The sequence below is a fragment of the Acidaminococcus sp. HCP3S3_H5 genome (assembly GCF_052122235.1).
Lineage (GTDB): Bacteria > Bacillota > Negativicutes > Acidaminococcales > Acidaminococcaceae > Acidaminococcus.
Map to the genome: position 1 here is coordinate 305,058 of NZ_JBQKCS010000002.1, position 18,510 is coordinate 323,567.

At 58.3% G+C, this 18,510-nt stretch carries 16 protein-coding genes; 2 read left to right on the top strand and 14 right to left on the bottom strand.

Annotated features, from left to right (window positions below; translation table 11 throughout):
• Window positions 1-3: 3 nt before the first annotated feature.
• From ACTQY5_RS03885 to ACTQY5_RS03935, 11 genes are all read right to left on the bottom strand, one after another.
• A complete protein-coding gene (locus ACTQY5_RS03885) occupies window positions 4-1,317 on the bottom strand; it encodes a lactate racemase domain-containing protein (RefSeq protein WP_022487876.1) in 1,314 nt (437 codons plus the stop codon).
• 229 nt (window positions 1,318-1,546) lie between these two features.
• Window positions 1,547-2,866 (bottom strand): acetyl-CoA hydrolase/transferase family protein, encoded by a 1,320-nt coding sequence (locus tag ACTQY5_RS03890; RefSeq protein ID WP_441368830.1) that lies wholly within the window; start codon window positions 2,864-2,866, stop codon window positions 1,547-1,549.
• A gap of 262 nt (window positions 2,867-3,128) precedes the next feature.
• On the bottom strand, window positions 3,129-3,482 hold the full coding sequence (locus ACTQY5_RS03895) for a VOC family protein (RefSeq protein ID WP_022487874.1): 354 nt from the start codon (window positions 3,480-3,482) through the stop codon (window positions 3,129-3,131).
• A gap of 58 nt (window positions 3,483-3,540) precedes the next feature.
• Window positions 3,541-5,226, bottom strand: coding sequence for a dihydroxy-acid dehydratase (gene ilvD, locus ACTQY5_RS03900; RefSeq protein ID WP_022487873.1), 1,686 nt, complete (start codon window positions 5,224-5,226; stop codon window positions 3,541-3,543).
• A gap of 33 nt (window positions 5,227-5,259) precedes the next feature.
• Complete coding sequence (locus ACTQY5_RS03905) at window positions 5,260-5,790, bottom strand: 2-oxoacid:acceptor oxidoreductase family protein (RefSeq protein ID WP_022487872.1); 531 nt, start codon at window positions 5,788-5,790, stop codon at window positions 5,260-5,262.
• 2 nt (window positions 5,791-5,792) lie between these two features.
• Window positions 5,793-6,608, bottom strand: coding sequence for a thiamine pyrophosphate-dependent enzyme (locus tag ACTQY5_RS03910; RefSeq protein ID WP_022487871.1), 816 nt, complete (start codon window positions 6,606-6,608; stop codon window positions 5,793-5,795).
• Window positions 6,608-7,753, bottom strand: coding sequence for a 2-oxoacid:acceptor oxidoreductase subunit alpha (locus tag ACTQY5_RS03915; protein ID WP_154488441.1), 1,146 nt, complete (start codon window positions 7,751-7,753; stop codon window positions 6,608-6,610). The genes ACTQY5_RS03910 and ACTQY5_RS03915 overlap by 1 nt, the downstream gene beginning before the upstream one ends.
• The gene (locus tag ACTQY5_RS03920; RefSeq protein WP_022487869.1) at window positions 7,753-7,950 is read right to left on the bottom strand and encodes a 4Fe-4S binding protein; all 198 of its coding nucleotides are present in this window, start codon (window positions 7,948-7,950) and stop codon (window positions 7,753-7,755) included. Before ACTQY5_RS03920 ends, ACTQY5_RS03915 begins: the two co-directional genes overlap by 1 nt.
• 45 nt (window positions 7,951-7,995) lie before the next feature.
• Complete coding sequence (locus ACTQY5_RS03925; RefSeq protein WP_022487868.1) at window positions 7,996-8,955, bottom strand: hydroxyacid dehydrogenase; 960 nt, start codon at window positions 8,953-8,955, stop codon at window positions 7,996-7,998.
• Between the two features lie 269 nt (window positions 8,956-9,224).
• Entirely contained in the window at window positions 9,225-10,637 is a 1,413-nt protein-coding gene (locus ACTQY5_RS03930; RefSeq protein WP_022487867.1) for a GntP family permease, read from the bottom strand.
• Between the two features lie 31 nt (window positions 10,638-10,668).
• Entirely contained in the window at window positions 10,669-11,997 is a 1,329-nt protein-coding gene (locus ACTQY5_RS03935) for an enolase C-terminal domain-like protein (RefSeq protein WP_022487866.1), read from the bottom strand.
• Between the two features lie 215 nt (window positions 11,998-12,212).
• On the opposite strand from ACTQY5_RS03935, the gene ACTQY5_RS03940 reads away from it, so the two are divergent.
• A complete protein-coding gene (locus ACTQY5_RS03940) occupies window positions 12,213-13,151 on the top strand; it encodes a LysR family transcriptional regulator (protein ID WP_022487865.1) in 939 nt (312 codons plus the stop codon).
• Window positions 13,152-13,255: 104 nt separating this feature from the next.
• Here the strand turns inward: ACTQY5_RS03940 and ACTQY5_RS03945 are convergent, their stop codons facing one another.
• The 3 genes from ACTQY5_RS03945 to ACTQY5_RS03955 all read right to left on the bottom strand — a co-directional run bounded on the left by ACTQY5_RS03945 (window position 13,256) and on the right by ACTQY5_RS03955 (window position 16,400).
• Window positions 13,256-14,818 (bottom strand): PTS sugar transporter, encoded by a 1,563-nt coding sequence (locus ACTQY5_RS03945; protein WP_441368831.1) that lies wholly within the window; start codon window positions 14,816-14,818, stop codon window positions 13,256-13,258.
• Between the two features lie 103 nt (window positions 14,819-14,921).
• A complete protein-coding gene (locus ACTQY5_RS03950) occupies window positions 14,922-15,890 on the bottom strand; it encodes a hydroxyacid dehydrogenase (RefSeq protein WP_441368832.1) in 969 nt (322 codons plus the stop codon).
• Between the two features lie 15 nt (window positions 15,891-15,905).
• Entirely contained in the window at window positions 15,906-16,400 is a 495-nt protein-coding gene (locus ACTQY5_RS03955) for a nitroreductase family protein (protein WP_022487862.1), read from the bottom strand.
• Between the two features lie 912 nt (window positions 16,401-17,312).
• Here ACTQY5_RS03955 and ACTQY5_RS03960 point away from each other — a divergent pair.
• Window positions 17,313-18,500 (top strand): hypothetical protein, encoded by a 1,188-nt coding sequence (locus ACTQY5_RS03960; RefSeq protein ID WP_022486674.1) that lies wholly within the window; start codon window positions 17,313-17,315, stop codon window positions 18,498-18,500.
• Window positions 18,501-18,510: the final 10 nt, after the last annotated feature.

The window sequence follows — 18,510 nt, forward strand, 5'->3', positions numbered from 1 at the left end:
TTCTCAGATTTTTGTCAGCAGGGTCCCTGCTGCATCGAATTCCAGGGCTTCCGGTTCATCCAGGGCTTCCAGATGAGGGTACTGCCCGGCCTTTACGGCTTCATAATAGCTTTCGCTGAGCATCACGGTGCCGATGTGGGAAGTATTGGGGATCCGGACCACCCGGACTTTGGCCGGGTCCCGGTCCACCCCGTTGGTGGTACGGATGCACAGCTGGATGGCTTCCTTGTCCGTGGGCACCACAAAGGGAATCATCCCGGATTTGAACACCGTGTTGGTGACGATGTTGGGATACATGGCATCCATGTCGATCTTGTTGAACAGCCGGGCGGTGATGCAGTTGGCCAGGCCGATGCCCAGGGCGTTCCCGTGGGAGGCTTCCGACAGGTCCAGGAAGCAGGTCCGCTGGACCTTCAGGCCTCCGTGGGCGTATTCGGTGGAGAAGGTCCCGGCAATGTTGGGGTCCACCCCGGTGCCGGAATAGTTCTTCCCGATTTCATCCACCACCAGCACATCCGCTTCCTTCACCAGCAGGGAGGGCATGTTGGCAAAGGCGAATTTCAGCCACTCCGCCTCTTCCTCGATCATGTGCGGGGTATCGATGGCCACGATTTTGCAGGTTTCGTCGTAGGCGTTTTCAATGGAGGGGATGGCAAACAGGATGGGGGCTTTTTCCAGGAACACTTTGGCCATGGAAGGGATGTGTTCCGCAATCTTTCCCATACCGTCGGCGTGAACGTTTTCCGCCCCTTTCTGTTTCCCCAGGCCCACCGCCATCATTTTGCAGGGACCGCTTTCCACCTTCCCCCGGAAAGCATTGTGCGGCTTCAGCCGGCAGGAGAGGATGATGCCGTCCGCCTCATAGGCGTTCTTGTCCATGTACACCGGCCGGCCGGAACCGCTCATGCCCAGGTACACCGTTTCCATGCTGCTGCGGATCTCACAGCCCATGGCTTCTTCGGTGATCCCGTAGCCGGCCAGGATTTCCAGCTGGCCTTCCGCCGTGGCCCCGCCATGGCTCCCCATGGCCGGGACGATGAAGGGGCGGGTGCCCCGTTCTTTGCAGAATTCCACAATGGACCGGGTGATCAGGGCCACATTGGCAATGCCCCGGCTCCCGGCAGTAATGGCCACGGACATCCCCGGTTTCAGCTTGCTCACAAAAGGTTCCCGGCTCATTTCACTCCGGACCGCCCCGGGAATCTCCTCCGGGGTCAGCACCGGCCGGGGAAAGGTCTGCCGGGCCCGGAACATCCGGGGCAAGGGTACATTTTCCAGCAGTTGGGAAACGACCCCGCCTCTGGTGGTGATTTTCATAACATCCAACCTCCTTCAACCTCAGGCAAAGCCCGAAGCCCATCCGCACAGATTTTTCTGATACCTTTATTGTACGGTCCGGGGAAGTATAAATCAAATTCATTGTTTTTAGATGATTCATTAAATATATTAAGAGAAAAAAAGGGGGCTGTTGCATAAGCAACAGCCCCCTTTTGGAGGCCGCGGGTCTCGAGACCTGCGACCCGGCTGCGGCCCTGGCAGCAGCCGATCAGCAAAACGTCTTGTCCGCATACTCCTGGAGTTCTTCCCGGAAATCCGGATGGGCTACGGCGATCATGGCCTGGGCCCGTTCTTTCAGGGAGAAGCTGGTGAGATGAGCCACCCCGAATTCCGTGGCCACGTTCTGGATCAGGGCCCGGCAGCCGGCAATGGAGCTTCCGGCGGCAATGGCCGGGACGATGTTGGAATGACGGACCCCTTTCTTGTCCACCCGGGAGGATTCGATGCAGATGTAGCCGGCGCCCCCATGGGACAGGAAGGCCCCTTCCAGGAAGTCCAGCTGGCCTCCTACCCCGGACAGCTGCCGGGTGCCGATGGATTCCGCATTTTCCTGACCCATAAGATCCAGCTGGACCCCGCCGTTGATGCTGATGTAATTGGAGATCTTCTCCATCACCCGGGGATTGTGGATGTAGTCCACTTCCGCCGGATAGAACAGCTCCGGTTTTTCCTGGAGCCAGTCATACAGTTCCTGGGAGCCGCTGGCCAGGTTCCAGGAGGCCAGGCCGGTCTTTTCCTCTTTCCGGGCATTGGTCAGCTTCCCGGCCTTGTACAGGGCCAGGAAGGCGTCGCTGATGGTGCCGGTGTGGCATCCCAGGTCTTCCCGGTCGGACTGGGCCAGGATCTGGGCAATGGTAAAGGGAATGGTCCCCACTCCCAGGCTCAGGGTGGCCCCGTTGGGGATCTCCGCCACCACGTTCCGGGCAATCTGAAGATCCGCTTCTGATGGAGTCCGGTAGCCGGAAGTGCACAGAGGGGCATGTTCCCCTTCCACAATGATGTCCGCGTCATCCAGGGACACCCGGTGGGACCCGTCCACCCCCTGGAGGGTGGGCATGTGTTCATTGATTTCAAAGATCACGGTCCGGGCCTTCTTCATGATGGTCTTCCAGCAGTAGCTGGCCAGGCCCAGGCCGCAGTACCCGTTGGCATCGGGACGGGACACGGGCACTACCGCCACGTCCACTTTCAGATAGTCCCGGTACATTTCCGGCAGCAGCCGCAGCAGCATGGGGACGAAATGGAGCCGCCGGGCGGTGAACATCTTCCGTTCATAGGCTCCCAGATGCCAGCTGTAGTACTGGAAATGCTTCATTTCCGGGTCGCAGTCGATGGTGTGGATAATGGGACGGTACACCAGTCCGCCCCGGATCTTCACATCCGTCAGTTCGTCCTTCCGGGCAGCCAGGGCTTCGTCCATCAGTTCCGGGAACCCGTTCCCGAAGCCGAAGTCCACCCAGTCCCCGCTTTTTACCGCCTTGGCCGCTTCCGCCGCCGTCATCACCTTGTTCCCATATTTTTCCAGCATAGTCTTCCTCCCAGCTCTTCGCTCTTCACTCTTCACTCTTCACTCTTCACTCTTCACTCTTCACTCTTCGCTCTTCACTCTTCACTCTTCACTCTTCACTCTTCACTCTTCGCTCTTCACTCTTCACTCTTCACTCTTCACTCTTCACTCTTCACTCATAATGATACCACGAAACGCCGGAGTCCCCGTTGGCAAAGGGGCTCCGGCGTCATTCATCAGAGGGGTTGGTTTCTTACCATTGAGGGATGGTCGTTCACGCTTTTTATTTGGTGAGATGGAAGGAAAAGCCTCCGATATCCCCGTCCAGATAGACGAAGATGACCTTTCCGTCAGCATCCCGGCGGATGGTTTCCTCTTTGAAGGAAATCCCTTTCCTGGCCAGGTCCGTCATGGCCAGTTCCACATCGGGAGTCTGGAGGGCGATGTGCCCGCATTTCCCCCGGGTGCTGTCCTTCATCACTTCGAACATGCCGTCAACGAAGATGTGCGTGTCATTTTCGTTGCCCGGCTCCAGGTCAAACAGGCTGCATAAGAGGGATACCAGCTGTTTGGCCTCTTTTTCGTTTTCACAGTTGATGCCCACATGCTTCAGCTTATAGGTGATTTTCTCTGCCATGGATTCTGCCTCCTGTAAAGTGGGAGACGCTGTTATGGGAACGCCCCCCGTTTTCTTTCTATTTTACCTGAAGGACAGCCCCTTTGTCAGCAGAAGATACCAAAGCTGCATATTTTTTCAGCATGGGGGAAGTGGCCTTCACCACCGGTTTGAAATGTTTCTTCCGTTCCGCCAGTTCTTCGTCGGATACATCCATGGTCAGGCTCCGGTTGGGGATGTCGATATGGATCACATCCCCGTCCTGGATCAGGCCAATGGGGCCGCCGGCAGCAGCTTCCGGAGAAACGTGGCCGATACATGGCCCCCGGGTGGATCCGGAGAAGCGCCCGTCGGTGACCAGAGCGGTGCTTTCGTCCATGCCCCGGCCCACCAGGAGGGCGGTGACCAGGAACATTTCCCGCATGCCCGGACCCCCTTTGGGCCCTTCATACCGGAGGACGATCACCGTACCCGGTTTGATTTCCCCGGCTTCGATGGCTTTCATGGAATCTTCCATGCTGTCGAACACCCGGGCAGTCCCGGTGAATACATGCATGTTGGGTTTCACTCCGCTGGCCTTCACCACGGCTCCGTCAGGAGCCAGGTTCCCCCGCAGGATAGCAATGCCCCCTTCTTTGTTCTTGGGCTTGCTCCGGGGGAAGATCACGTCATTTTCCACCAGAGGCTGGGCGGCGATGTTTTCCTTCAGGGTGTGGCCGGTGACAGTGATATGGTCATCCAGCTTGTCTTCGATGGCCTTCAGTACGGCCGGCACCCCGCCGTTGGCATGGAGCACGTCCACTGCATACTGGCCGGAAGGCCGCAGGTTGCACAGATAGGGGACTTCCCGGCTGATCCGGTCGAAATCTTCCAGGGTCAGGTCCACATGGGCTTCATGGGCAATGGCCATCAGATGCAGTACCGAGTTGGTGGAAGCTCCCATGGCCATAACGGCCTTTACCGCATCCAAAAGGGCGGTACGGGTCAGGATATCCTGGGTGGTGATGCCTTCCTTCACCATGGCCACGATCCGTTTGCCGCTGGCCCGGGCCAGTCTCCGTTTTTCGGAAGAAACCGCCGGAGAGGTGCCCATCCGGGGCAGGGTCAGCCCCAGCACTTCCGCCAGGCAGCTCATGGTGTTGGCGGTGCCCATCATGGAGCAGGAGCCCACCGTAGGCAGGGAAGCCATTTCCATCTTCCGCAGTTCTTCATAGCTCATTTTGCCCACCTGATACTGGCCCACGAATTCCCGCAGGTTGCTCAGGCAGATGTTGGTGTACCCGTCGCAGTTGCCGGCCAGCATGGGGCCACCGGTAACGATGATGGCGGGGATCTTCATCCGGGCTGCAGCCAGGATCATCCCGGGGACGATCTTGTCGCAGGAGGCCAGCATCACTACCGCATCCAGCTGGTTCCCTTCCACCACGGCCTCCACGGAGTCCGCGATGATTTCCCGGCTGGGCAGGGAATACCGCATGCCGCTGTGACCCTGGCACAGGCCGTCGCACAGGGCGATGGTGTCGAATTCCCGGGGAATGCCCCCCGCTTCCAGGATGCCGTCGCTCACATCCCGGGCCAGTTCCCGCAGGTGGATATGGCCGGGCACCAGTTCACTGAAGGAATTGGCGATCCCGATAATGGGTTTCCGGAAGTCGTCTTCTTCCAGACCCATGCTGTACAGCAGAGCCCGGTTGCCGCTCCGGCCCACCCCGTTGACCATGATTCCGCTGCGGTTGTCCTTGTATTTCAGTTCATTTCCGCTCATGGATTCTACCTCAATTCATTTGTTGGTACGTTCTTATTCCAGGGTCAGCCCTTTTTCAAAAGCTTTCCGGTTGCTGTCGATGACTTTCTGCTTGCCGGCGAACCGTTTGGCAATGCCCTGTTCCACGCTTTCCGGCTTCAAAAGGCCGGTCTTTTTCATCATGGCCCCCAGGGCGATGAAGTTGGCACTCTGGATGCTGCCCAGTTCCACCGCCAGTTTCCGGAAGGGATAGCCGATGGCAGTGCCTTTGGCCCCTTCCTTGGGGGTCACTTCGTCAGAATCATAGAACACCAGGGTGTCAGCGGTGAATTTGTCCACATACCGGTCATAGGCCACCTGGGCCAGGCACAGGATCAGATCCGGCACCGCCACGTTGGGATAGCCCACCAGTCCGTCGCTTAAGACCACGTCGGTTTTGGTGAAGGTCCCCCGGGCTTCCGCCCCGTAGGAGGCACTCATGGTGGCGTTGATGTTCTCTTCATTCAGGGAGGCAAGGCCCATGACTTCCCCAACGGAAACTACGCCCTGGCCGCCGACCCCAGACAATACGATTTCTTTTTTCATGGTTATCCCTCAATTCTGTTGGCATCGATGATCTTTTTGTAACTGGTGTAGTAGTCTTCCCGAGGTGCGTTCTTCATGCACCCTACCACAATCTTGCCCTTGAGCTCTTCTTCGCTCATTTTGGCTGCCTGGGCCACAGTTACGCTCTGTTCGTTCATCAGCTGCATCATGTGGGCAGCTGCTCCCAGTTTGTTGAATTTCCCGTAGTGGGTGGGGCAGGCGCTCATCACTTCGATCAGGGAGAACCCTTTCACCTGCATCCCTTCCTTGATCAGCTTCCGGAGCATCACCGGGTTGTAGGCCGTGGCCCGGCCCACATAGGAGGCACCGGCGGCAATGGCCAGCTTGCATACATCGAAGTTCTGTTCAATGTGGCCGTAAGGAGAGGTCTGGGTAATGCTGTGGGTAGGGGTGGTGCCGGAGTACTGGCCCCCGGTCTGGCCATAGTTGTAGTTGTTGGAGATGATGGCCGTCACGTTGATGTTCCGGCGGGCCGCATGGATCAGGTGGTTGCCCCCGATGGTGGTGCCGTCCCCATCCCCCATGGTTACCAGCACGTGGAGGTCCGGATTTCCCAGGGCCACACCGGTGGCGGCGGCCAGAGCCCGGCCGTGGGTCACGTGCATGCAGTTGATGTCCAGATAGTCATCCACCCGGCCGAAGCAGCCGATGCCGCTGACCAGAGCCATGTCATGCTTGTCCACTTCCAGTTCCGCCATCACGGCAGCAATGGACTGGAGTACGATCCCGTGGCTGCACCCGGCGCACCAGGTTTGAGGCAGTTTGTCAAACAGCATATAGTCCTTGTAAGATTTCATTATTTTTCACTCTCCTCATAAACATCCACGATCTGCTGGGGGGTAATCAGGATCCCGTCGGTCCGGTTGGCCTGGAGTACTTTGCAGCCATAGTCGTTGTATTTCCGGACTTCCCCGGCCAGTTGCCCCAGGTTCAGTTCCGGCACGATCACGGTTTTGGCCTGCTGGAGAGCAGCCCGGATTTCTTTTTCCGGCATGGGCCATACGGTGACCAGCTGCAGGAGACCGGCTTTCACGCCTTTTTTCCGCAGGATTTCAATGGCGCTGAGGGAGCTGCGGACGGAGCAGCCGAAGGAGATCAGGACCACATCCGCATCGTCCATCTGATATTTCCGGGTGATGGTGATGTCGTCCACATGTTTTTCGATCTTGTCCACCAGGTAATGGGTCACCCGGTCGATGTTTTCCGGAGAGGGGCAGAATTCTCCTTTTTCGTCATGGGTGGAGCCGGTGGTCCGCATGAGCAGGTCCCGATCCCCTACAGCCACCATGGGAGCCACTTCCGTGCCGCTGTAGTCATAGGGACGGAATTCAGACTGTTTCTTGGTGGCAGGAGCCTTCCGGTTGATGATTTCGTCCGGTTCCGGTTCCCGGATGGTCAGGGTTTCCCGCAGGTGTCCCACCACTTCATCCGCCAGGAAGATCACCGGAGTCCGGTATTTTTCCGCCAGGTTGAAAGCGGTGATGGACAGGTCATAGCAGTCCTGTACGGAAGAGGGGCTGAGGGCAATGATGCTGTGGTCCCCATGGGTGCCGTACTTGGCCTGCATCAGGTCTCCCTGGGCCGGTTTGGTGGCAGCCCCGGTGGAGGGGCCGCTGCGCTGCACATTGTAGAGGACGCAGGGCAGTTCGGACATGATCCCCAGACCCAGATTTTCCTGCATCAGGGAGAAGCCCGGTCCGCTGGTGGCGGTGAAGGCCTTTTTCCCGGCCAGGGAAGCCCCCAGGAGGGCCGCCATGGAGCTCAGTTCATCTTCCATCTGAATGTAGATCCCGCCATGACGGGGCAGTTCCTTGGCAGCGGCTTTGGCCACTTCGGAACTGGGGGAAATGGGATAGCCCGCGAAGAAACGGGCGCCGGCGGCAATGGCCCCAGCGGTCATTGCTTCATTGCCTTCCATGAATTTCTTTTCTACCTTAGCCATTATTTGACCTCCACTTCAATTGCAAAATCAGGGCAGCGCAGTTCGCACAGCTTGCAGCCGATGCAGGCATCCGGGTGAGCCACCTTGGGATAGCTGCCGTAGCTTTGTTCCAGCACCTGTTTGGGGCACAGGGCAGAGCAGATGCCGCACTGCTTGCACAGTTTGTCATTGATGTTGATGGTGATTTCTTTGCTCATTGTCGATCCTCCCATATACGGGCTGCAGCCTTCCTGCAGTCTCACTCAGTCTTTTTTCGGATGGTTGATGATAAATTTGGGTTCCCGGCCGTTCAGCAGGTCGTCAATGGCCTGGGCGCAGTTCATGGCCACCGCATCCACCGCCTCTTCCGTCAGAGCCGCCGTGTGGGGGCATCCGATGTAGTTGGGCAGGCTGAACAGGGGCATGTCCGGAGCAGGTGGTTCCGTTTCGAACACATCCGCTCCCGCCGCTGCGATCCGGCCTTCCTTCAGGGCCTTGTACACGGCTTTTTCATCCCAGATGGCGCCCCGGGATACGTTCAGCAGCACCGCCGTGGGCTTCATGTGGGAAATGGCTTCCTCATCGATGATGTGAAAGGTCCCTTTGTTGAGAGGCAGGTGGGGAGAAACCACATCCGCCTGTTCCATCAGTTCATCCAGGGTATCCACGAATTCCACCCAGTCCGGGAACTGGCTCCGGTCCACGAACTTGTCGTACACCAGGGTCCGCATCTGGAATCCGAAATGGGCGATCTTCACGGCTTCCAGGCCGATGGGCCCAATGCCGATGCTGCCGAAGGTCTTGTACCGGGCTTCGTGGGTCTCGATGGCATCCCGGCTCTTCCAGTTGCCCTTCCGGATTTCCGTATTGAACTGGGGGATCTGCCGGAAGCAGGCCAGCATCAGAGAAATGGCATGTTCCGCCACCGAATAGGTGTTGCAGCCCCGGGCCAGGGTCACCGTGACATTTTTGGCGTCACAGGCCTCCAGATCGATGTTTTCGTAACCAATGCCGTACCGGGCGATGATCTTCAGGTTCTTCCCGGCATCCACCACAGTCTTGGTGTATTTTTCCGTCCGGGCGATGACCCCATCCACATCGGCAATGGCTTTGGCCAGGGTGGCTTCGTCCGTTGCTTCCGGGCTTACCAGTTCATACCCTTTTTTGGTCAGGAACTCACGGGCCACCGGTTTCAGGGCCTTGGGCACCAGGATTTTATACATGCTTACCCCTCCTATACATTCTTGCAAGGTCATGAGATTTCAACAGGGAAGATTCCTCTGGGAAAACCAGGGAAGGATCTCTGGCTTTCCCAGAGGAGCTGCCTTTGGCAGCTCCGGTTGAGCAGTCTGGAGTCAGAAGTCGGAAGACCCTGGAAAGGAACTGTCTGCCAGTTCCTTCTGAGGATAAAAACCTTCCAGTCTTTCCAGCTTCAGAAAAATTTGCCTGCAAATTTTATCCAGCGGCTCCAGACTCCAGACTTAACCGCTTATCAAATGAAATACTGGGCCACCAGCAGTTCCAGGAGACCGACGCCGGCCATGATCATGGACACAGCGGTTTTGCACTGGAGCTGTTCTTTCAGGTCGCTGACACCGAACATGCCGTTCCAGACCCAGAACCCGGAGTCGGTGAAGTACCCGAAGGAAATGGCACCCACGCAGCAGGACAGAGCCATGAGCAGCGGGCTGATGGTCAGCTGGCTCATCAAAGGCATGGTCAGGGAGGCGGAAGTTACGATGGCCACCGTAGCGGACCCCAGGCAGATCCGCATGAGAGCGGCGATGCAGAAGGGAATCAGCACCGCAGGCACCGGCCAGGTCACAACCATCTGGCCCAGCACATTGCCGATGCCGGAAGCCCGTACCACATACCCCAGGGAACCGCCCACACCGGTGATCAGCATGATGATGCCGGTGTCTTTGATGCCGTCATCCATCATCTTCAGCACTTCTTTGGTATCCCGGTTGGGCACCAGGCCATAAATGGCGATCAGGGTCCCGATCATCAGGGCCACAATGGGGCTGCCAAAGAGAGCCACAAAGTAGTAGTACCCGGCACTCTTGTCCGCTCCCATCAGGTCCAGCACCGTCTTGGTCAGGATCATGATCAGAGGAACCACAATGGGCGCCGCGGAAATGGCCAGCCCGGGCAGATCCGTCCGGTTCAGGAACTGATCCAGCAGTTCCGTGGAAGCCAGTTTCACCTGTTCGCCCTGCTGAGGACGGACGTATTCATCATCTGTATTGACCACCTGGTAAATCTTCTTGCCGATCCATTTGCAGTAGGGGACGATCACCAGCAGCATGGGGATACTGAGGATGGCACCCCCGGCGATCATCTGCCCCACATCGATGCCCAGCATCCCGGCTGCGGTCAGAGGGCCGGGGGTAGGAGGCACCAGCACGTGAGTCAGCTGGAGCCCGCAGGCCAGGGACAGCCCCAGGCCGATGACGGATTTGCCGGTTACCTTGGAGATGGCTTTGCACAGGGGGCAGAGCATCACCACAGCGGAGTCAGCGAACACCGGGATGGAAACCACCCAGCCGGTGACCCCCAGGGCCCATTCTTCATTGCCCTTCCCCACCAGTTTGATGAAGCTGATGGCCAGTTTTTCCGCAGCCCCGGATTTTTCCAGGATGGCCCCCATCATGACCCCCAGGCCGATGATGATGCCGGTGCTGGACAGGGTGTTGCCGAAGCCGGTGCTGATGGCGTTGATCACGCCCACAGTGGTTTTGCCCGCCACCTTCACGGTAAGGATGGGCATGCCTCCGATGATCCCGGTGATCAAGGCGGCGATCAGCATGGCGATGAAGCTGTGGACTTTTGTTTTAGCGACTAAGATTATCATGACCAGGATGCCCAGGCCCAAGCCCAGGACCATCCGTGTGGATTCTGCCATTTTCTATTCCTCCGATTCGTGAACCCTGTCCTTACCGTACCAGGCAGGGAGATTTTGCATCGAATTTCCAGCCGGGGATCAGGTACTGCATGGTGATGGCATCGTTCCGGACACCCAGGCAGTGTTTCTTGTACAGCTCGTGAGCCTTCATCACCTGTTCCCGGTCCACTTCCACACCCAGACCCGGTTTGTCCGGCACTTTAATGCCGCCGTCCACGATCTGCATGGGTTCCTTGGTCAGCCGTTCCCGGCCTTCCTGCCAGATCCAGTGCGTATCCAGGGCATTGTAGAAGCCCGGCACCGCAGCCCCCACCTGGACGCACATGGCCAGGGAGATGTCGAAATGGTTGTTGGAATGGCTGCCCCAGGTATAGCCGAATTCATGGCACATCTGGGCCACCCGTACGGACCCGTTCATGGTCCAGAAATGGGGGTCAGCCAGGATAATGTCCACCGCCTGGCTTTCCAGGGAATGGCCCACCTGCCGCCAGTCGGTGGCGATCATGTTGGTGGCGGTGGGGAAGCCGGTACGCCGGCGGAATTCGCTCATGATTTCACGGCCGGAATACACCCCTTCAGCCCCGCAGGGATCTTCACAGTAGGTGAGGATGCCGTGCATGTCGGACACATACTTCACTGCATCTTCCAGCAGCCAAGCCCCGTTGGGATCCAGGTCCATCCGGGCATCCGGGAAGGCTTTCTTCATGGCCTTGATGACTTTCATTTCTTCGTCACCGGGCAGCACGCCGCCTTTCAGCTTGAAGTCCTTGAACCCGTATTTTTCCTTGGCAGCCCGGCACAGAGCCACTACGCTGTCCGCATCCAGGGCTTCTTCGTTCCGCAGCCGGTACCATTCACAGTCGGAATCTTCTTCATGGTCGTAGGGCAGATCCGTTTTGTTCCGGTCCCCTACAAAGAACAGGTACCCCAGGAACCGGACGAAATCCCGCTGCTGCCCGTTGCCCAGCAGCCGGCATACCGGCATGTCCAGGAATTTCCCCAACAGGTCCAGGCAGGGGGCTTCGATGGCGGTCATTACATGGACCCCGGTCCGCAGATCGAAGGTCTGGTTCCCACGGACATCTTCTTCGCCGTTCTTGTCCAGATGGGCTTTCACCGCCAGCAGGGTGTTCCGGTAATCAGAAATTTTGGTCCCCACCACAATGTCCTTCACCTCTTCCAGGGCATTGGTGATCTTGGGGCCTCCGGGGACTTCCCCCACCCCGGTGTTTCCTTCAGAATCCGTCAGGATTACAATGTTCCGGGTGAAATAGGGGGCGTGCCCGCCGCTCAGGTTCAGCAGCATGCTGTCCCTGCCGGCAACCGGGTAAACTTCCATTTTGGTAATTACGGGTGTCATTGATTTGCTCCTCCTTGATCATAACCAACAGTATCCAACAATGTCACAGGCCCTTGACGATCCAATCCGACAGCTTCCCTGAAATTGCGCGTTTTCAGTCTATTGTGAATAGCGTCCGGATTCAATGTTTGACTTTATTGTAATTTTCATGCTACTATAAATCAAATTGTTTATTTTTAGTTCTAAAATAAGTTTTTCTAAGTGAGGTGTGCCCGATGGATCTAAAACAGATCGAATACATCGTGAAGATTGCGGAAACCGGCAGCATCACCAAAGCCGCCGAGCAGCTGTTCATTACCCAGTCCGCCCTGAACCAGCAGCTGCTGAAGCTGGAACAGCAGCTGGGGATCAAACTGTTCGTCCGGCACAAACATGACCTGACCCCCACCAGTGCCGGCCAGGTGTATCTGGAATATGGCCGGAACATGCTCCGGGAAAAACGGGAAGCCTACAACATCATCCACGACATGGCCCAGAGCAGCCTGGGAGATCTCCGGCTGACCTTTTCCCGGGAACGGGGCATCGACATGCTGGTAGCCACCTATCCCCAGTTCCACCGCCGGTTCCCGGGGATCACCCTCCGGCCCCATGAAATGTTCGTGGTGGACCAGCTGAACTGGCTCAGCCGGGGAGATACGGACCTGGGGGTGGTGACGGTAACGGAGAAACAGAAGACCCCGGACCTGGAATTCGAGCTGATCCGTCGGGAACCCATGCTCCTGGCCATTCCCCGGGAAAGTCCCCGGGCAGTGGACCCGGCCCGTCCCGGCACTCCTTTGGAAGACCTGCCCTACCTGCCGGTGGACCAGTGCAAGGACAGTCCCTTCGTACTCATGTTCCCCAAATCCACCATGCGCCAGATCATCGACCGGGTGCTGAAGGAAGCGGACTACCATCCCTATGTGCTGTTCGAAAGCGCCAGCATCCGGGCCCTTCTCACCATGGTGAAGAACAACATGGCCTGTACCATCGTCTCCGCCGGCTACTACAAATACCAGGACAAGATCGCCTACTACCGGATCCCCGGAGACCCTTACTGGGAAATGTGCATTACCTATAAAAAAGGAGCCTACCTGAACAAGGCCATGCTCTACTACAAAGACCTGATCCACGAATATTTCCAGGTAAAGGCCCCGTTAATCACAAAGAAATAAGGGGGATGTTGCACGTAAAAAATATGCGTGCCACATCCCCGTCAATGGTCAATTGACAAAAAAGCAGTGGCACGCGTGTGTTTTTTACGTGTGCCACTGCTTTTTCATTCCCCTTTACTCTTCGTAAACCGGTTCGCCGCTGCGGTGATGCAGAAAGCGCAGAAGGCGGACAGAAACATGCAGAAGGCGAAGCCCAGCACGTTGTTGGACAGGGTGGGGGCCACGATGCTGGGCACATAGGCGGTACCCCGGACATTGAAGTACCCTACGGCCACTCCCCCTACCCCGGCAGACAGGATGGCTCCGGCCATCACCACTTTATTGGAAAACATAAAGGGATAGGCCGCTTCCACAAAGGTCCTGAAGGCCATGTTGATGAACAGCCCGGGAATGGCCAGGGCCCGGTCGTCCTGCCGCCGGGGCGCCAGGATGTTGGCGGCCATGATCCCGGCGGACACCATTACCAGGCCCACCATGTCGATGGCTCCCAAAAAGGAGTTCCCGGTCTTTTCCATTTCCAGCAGGATAATGGGCAGGATGGCCGCATGGTACATGCCCCCCATAATGGCCGGCCAGATCAGGAGTCCCGCCAGGCCTCCGCAGAGCACCGGATGGATGGAGAAAGCCCAGTCGATCACGTAGCGGATCCCGTTGCCCACCGCTTCCGCCAGCGGCGCAATGAACAGGTAGATCAGGAGCCCGGCGGCCAGGCCTGCAACGCCCCCGGCCACAATATTGGCAGTGGTGGCAGGGAAGTTCAGCTTCAGGCATTTCAGCAGCAGGAACTGGACCAGGATCCCGGCGATGATCCCGCCGATGATGCCCCCGATGAGCCCGCCCTTTACGGACAGGATCCCGGTGACCACCCCGGCCACAATGGCCACATCCCCCATGCCGGATACCTGTTTGGCGGCCACCGTGGCCACGATCACCGGCAGGGCGTCGATCATGATGTTGAAGATCTTTTCAAAGTATTCCAGTCCCGGCACCTTGCTGAGAATCAGGGTGAGAGCCATGGCAATGAATCCGGGGAGGGACGCCATCAGGATCCCCCGGACGCTGATCCGGGACAGGAGGCTCCCCTGTTCCCCGGCGTCCCCGGCGGTGACCCCGCCGTTCATGGCCGGCCGGTAGCTGAGCTTCCAGAATTTGGCCAGGGCGAACACATTGGCAATGGCCCGGGTCCGGTTGGTGGTGCCGGTGGTACCGGAAACCGCCACCACATTGAGACCCATGGACTGGGCCAGAGCCATGGAAGTGCCCCCGGTACCGGTGGCTGCCAGCTTTTTGTCCGCCGCCGCTTTCAGGGCCGCCCGGTTGGCGCCTTTGGGGTCGCAGCTGGCCAGGATCAGCCCGTCCACCTTGTCTTCATCGATGAGCCCGGCGATCCGTTCGTCTTCCAGCACTGCTTCCCGGTTCACTTCTTCCAGGGTCCCCCGGAACACCACCTTCGGTTCTTCCCCGTTCCAGGTCCACAGTGCCGCTTTGGTGTCCGGTTTGGCCGTATCCATGGAGGCTTCCGCCCCGATGAACTGGATGGCGGTCAGTTCCATCCCCGCCCCTTTGATCTGCCGGACCATTTCTCCCAAAAGAGAAGCCGGATCTTTCCCGCCCAGGTTGTACAGGTTTCCCCCGCTGCTCCCCAGTATCGCCACTTTTTTCGTCATCCTCAGGACCCCCTCAGAAACCGAAACGGTCCGCCTTCCTCAGCCGGACCGTTCAGTTGTGTTTTGCTTTACTCCGCTAGTGTACTAAAATACAGGAAGTATGTCAAGATTTTCTCCCCCACACCTCCGGATTGGCCACGCCCTTCCATTCCCTGCCCTGACATACGGCGTAACAGCCTTCCACGGCGGCGCAGGCCATCCGGGCCCAGGAATCGGGGGTCAGGGCGGCGCTGTGGGGGGTGCAGAGGATCCGGGGCGCCGTGAACACCGGGTTGTCCAGATCCGCCGGTTCTGTCCCATACACGTCCACGCCGGCCCCGGCAATGACGCCCTGGTTCACCGCATCCGCCAGGGCCTGTTCATCCACCACCGCTCCCCGGGCCGTGTTGATGAGAAAGGCGGTGGGTTTCATCATGGCCAGTTCCCGGGCTCCGATGAAATGCCGGGTCTCTTCCAGCAGAGGTACATGGAGGGACACGAAATCGCTTTCCCGGAGCACTTCCTCCAGGGTGTCCCCATACCGGCAGCCCGCGTCCTCCACCCGGGCCCGGTTCCGGGAATGGCTCCAGCCCAGGCAGTCCATGCCCAGGGCCCGGCACAGATGGGCCAGCAGGCTGCCGATGCCGCCTACCCCCACGATGCCCACGGTTTTCCCGGCCAGTTCCATCTGTTTTCCCTGGGCCCGGATCCCCCAGTTCCCTTTCCGGTTCTCGGCGTCCATTTCCTTCAGATCCTTGGCACAGGCAAAGATCAGGGCCAGGGCATGTTCCGCCACGCTCCGGGCATTGGCCCCGGGAGCCAGCACCACCGGGATCCCCCGCCTGGTGCAGTAGTCCACCGGCACATTTTCAAAGCCCATCCCCGGGCGTCCCAGCACCTTCAGGTTGGGGCACCGGCGGAGCACGGATTCCGGACATTTTTCCAGCCGGACAATGAGAGCATCAGCACTTTCCAAAAGGGCATCGGGGTATTCTTCCCAGTTTAAGCCGGGACCCACTTCCCACTGGATCCCCAGTTTTTCCATCATTTCCATCCCCGCCGGGGCCAGGGGCAGGCTCAGTACGAATTTCATCAGGCACCTCCCTGTTTACTCGATCCACCGGATCCATTCTTCCTGGAACCGGTCATGCTTCCTGGTTTCCTCTCCCGGATACCCCAGGGAGAACATGGCAAAAGCTTCTTCTTCCGCCGGCAGGCCGGCAATCTTCCCTACAGCCGCCATCCTTTCAGGCCGGGGATAGACCCCCATCCAGACGCCTCCCAGTCCCTGGGCATCGGTTTCGATCCAGAGATTTTCCAGGGCCGCACTGGTGTCCACCGGAGCAAACTCCGGCAGCAGGCAGTCTTTCCGATAGCTGATAACCAGAATCACCGGAGCCGCTGCAGCAAAAACGGAATACTGGCTGACGGCCGCCAGTTCCCGGATCTTTTCCCGGTCCGTCACCACGGTAAAGCGCCAGGGACGCTGGTTGCAGGCAGAAGGAGCCGCCATGGCCGCCCGGAGGATTTCCAAGATCTTTTCTTTTTCCACCGGTTTGTTCAGATATTTCCTTATACTGATACGATGAAACAAATTTTCCATAGTCAGGATCTCCTTTTCCCATATTCGTAAGCCTACTATACCAAAGCAGTAGGTTTCCTGCAATAGGGGCCGCACAACCAGCGGCCCGCCGGCTGTACTATACTTTCACCCTGGCGGTCCCAAAGCCCGCCCTGGGAAGGGTATAAGCAGGCGCCCGACACTTCGGCAACGTTGGCGGTCGCTTATGCCGCGGCTGGGGTCTGTGCGGAGCATGGTGGTGGGATTCGGCCAGAGGCCTTGTACTTTCTCTATATAAGAAAGGTGTATCCCCGCCTGGGGAGAACCCTCTACCCGCTAACGCGGGTCCTTTCCCCCTTGCTCCACGGGACTAGGTTGCTCCTATTCGTCGCATCCGTCGCAGGGGGACACATCTGGACCACTCCTGCAGGACGGATTTGGTCTCCGGCCTTGCTGGCACTTTGCACGAGTATACGTCGATTCTTCGGGAGCCGGGAGGGCAGGCCCAGGAGGAGTCGGCGGGACAACGCCGGGTGTCGTCGCTCCTGGGGTGGAGCACGCGGGCGATAGGGTCCGGCTTCCTGGTCCGTAGCCGCTGCCTTTGACCGTCAGGGCAAGGCGATAGGCTGTGAGCCTCCCGCCAGGGACGAACGGGTCTGCCCTCCCGGCGGAGAGCTTTCGCGGTTGAAAGAGTATAGACGCTTCTGCCCTCTGGGCGGCCATGCTCCGTTGCTTTTGTAATGTTTTTTATTTGCAAGTTCATATTTCTATTGCAACCGTAAACATCCATCAGTGAACAATGGATAAATGTACCTGAAATTATTGACTTCCCTGCCGCCACGTGTTAAAATTTCATTCATATTTTCAGTTTGCTCAGGTAAACTGCCGTATTCTTTTATCCGGGGCGGGAAACTCCTTCACCGCCCTCATTTTATTTTCGGGGGGTATGTTTTTATGACCATGTGGACTGCACTGCTGATTGTCCTGGCCGTTTTTGCTTTCGGGGATCTGATTTCCCAGCTGACCCGGGCCCGGCTTTCTTCTCTTTTCGTCATTATGATGACCTTTCTGGTCCTGTTCATTTTCAAGATCATTCCGGCAGACATCATCAAACAGGCCGGTCTCACCACCCTGGGGCCCATTTCCATGGTGATGCTGCTGCTGAACATGGGCACCACCATTGACCTGGCCATGCTGAAGCGGGAATGGCGGTCCGTGGCCGCCAGCTGCATCGCCATGGCCATTGCCATTGCCTCCTGCCTGGTGCTGATTCCCTTCATCGGCCGGGCCAACGCCTTGGCTGCGGCACCGGTGATCAACGGAGGCATCATCGCCACCACCACCATGGTCAAAGCCGCCACAGACCAGGGACTGGCCATGACCGCCGCCCTGGCCGCCTTCCTCTATGCCACCCAGAAATTCGTGGGCACCCTGCCCGCCTCCTACTTCGGTCTGAAAGCCGCCCGCCGGTATGTGGAAGAATACCGGCAGCAGAAGGCAGCGGATCCGGACAGCGTCCTGACCCGGGAAGAGATTCCCCAGGACAGCCCCCGGCAGAGCTGGGCGGAACGGAACACCCGCCGGTTCACCATCTACATCAGCCTGTGCATCGGGGCCGCCAGTGCCTGGCTGGGCACCATCGGCGGCAAACTGACCCACAACTGGGTGGGGATGTTCCTGTGGTGCATGATCATCGGCCTGGTGCTCCGGAACCTGGGGCTGGTGCCTGCCAACCTGATCAAGAAAAACGCCAACGCCAGCGGCTTCTTCATTTTCGGGGCCCTTACCGCCATCGTCCCCTCTCTGGCCAAAGTGGATTTCAGCATGCTGGGCCAGCTGGGGATCACCGTGGTGGCCGTGTTCGCCGTAACCGTAGCCGGCATCGTCCTGGCCTTTAAGATCCTGCCTCTGTGGAAGATCGTGGGAGACAAGGACCTGTGCATCGGCATCGCCATGTGCCAGATGATCGGTTATCCCGGCACCCAGCTGATCAGTGAGGAAATCGCCAAAACCGTGGGAAAGACTCCGGAAGAAATCGACTACCTGGAAAAACGCATTGGCACTGCCTATGTGATTTCCGGCTTCACTTCCGTAACGGTGCTTTCCATTGTAGTGGCCACCATTATGGCCAAGATCCTGTAAAAAAGAAGGG